Consider the following 278-nt stretch of genomic DNA (forward strand, 5'->3'; position numbering starts at 1 on the left):
TCCTTGAAGTGCGAGCCGAGCTGCCTGCCGTCGTACTCGACCATCTCCAGCGCCCGGCCAAACTGGGTGGCACCGGGGGCGTCCGGGTAGTAGTCCGGCGAATGCGGGCGCAGGGCGTAGCGCAGTTCGGTGTTCTGCTCCAGCCAGCGCAGCGCCTGGTGGCCATGCTCGATGAAGGCGTCGACCAGCGCGGGGGCATAGCCGTCGCCGATGACCTGCCTGAGGTAGGTGCGAATGGCCTCGGGGGAATCCACCGCACCAGCGGCGCGGGCTTGATC

Annotated in this window: 1 protein-coding gene; it reads right to left on the bottom strand. The window is 68.7% G+C overall.

From position 1 onward, the window contains the following. On the bottom strand, positions 1–278 hold a 278-nt coding region (locus tag FQ664_RS13015), incomplete at both ends, for an FAD-binding protein (RefSeq protein WP_144172272.1).

Origin of the sequence: Pseudomonas persica (assembly GCF_900291015.1) — a bacterium.
Classification (GTDB): domain Bacteria; phylum Pseudomonadota; class Gammaproteobacteria; order Pseudomonadales; family Pseudomonadaceae; genus Aquipseudomonas.